We start from the raw sequence: 730 nt of genomic DNA, 5'->3' as shown, positions 1-730 counted from the left end.
CCGTCTCGACACCGTCGAGCCACTCCTGCTGGATCTCCTCCGCGTAGTCGACACGGTGGGCGGCCCGCGCACCGTGTTCGAGCGCGACCTCGACCAGACGGACGCTGTTCGACGAGTTCGCGGAGCCGACCACGATCACCAGGTCGGCACCGGGCGCGACCTTCTTGATCGCGACCTGGCGGTTCTGGGTGGCGTAGCAGATGTCATCCGACGGGGGGTCCTGGATGGCCGGGAACTTCTCGCGCAGCAGCCGCACGGTCTCCATCGTCTCGTCGACGCTGAGCGTGGTCTGCGACAGCCAGACGAGGTTGTCCGGGTCGGAGACCGACAGGGCGGCGACGTCGTCGGGGCCGTTCACCAGGATCGTGCGGTCCGGGGCGTGCCCCATCGTGCCCTCGACCTCTTCGTGGCCGGCGTGCCCGATCAGGATGATGGTGCGCTCGGCCTTGGCGAACCGGGTGGCTTCGCGGTGGACCTTGGTGACGAGGGGGCAGGTGGCGTCGATGGCGTGCAGGTCGCGCTCGGCGGCACCCGCGACGACGGCCGGCGACACACCGTGCGCGCTGAAGACGACGTGCGAACCCCGGGGGACCTCGGCCACGTCGTCGACGAAGACGGCACCGCGCTGCTCGAGCGTCGACACCACGTGCACGTTGTGGACGATCTGCTTGCGGACGTAGACGGGCTCGCCGTACTGCTCCAGGGCCTTCTCGACCGCGACGACCGCGCG

Annotated in this window: 1 protein-coding gene; it reads right to left on the bottom strand. The window is 69.9% G+C overall.

Annotated features, from left to right (window positions below):
- Positions 1–730, bottom strand: a 730-nt coding sequence (ispH, locus tag BIU89_RS13635; protein WP_071247289.1) for a 4-hydroxy-3-methylbut-2-enyl diphosphate reductase, incomplete at both ends; no start/stop codon positions are given.

Source organism: Curtobacterium sp. MCBA15_005, from assembly GCF_001864855.1.
GTDB classification, from domain to species: domain Bacteria; phylum Actinomycetota; class Actinomycetes; order Actinomycetales; family Microbacteriaceae; genus Curtobacterium; species Curtobacterium flaccumfaciens.
Note: the sequence above shows the minus strand (reverse complement) of the source record. Positions and strands in the feature narration are given on the sequence as shown.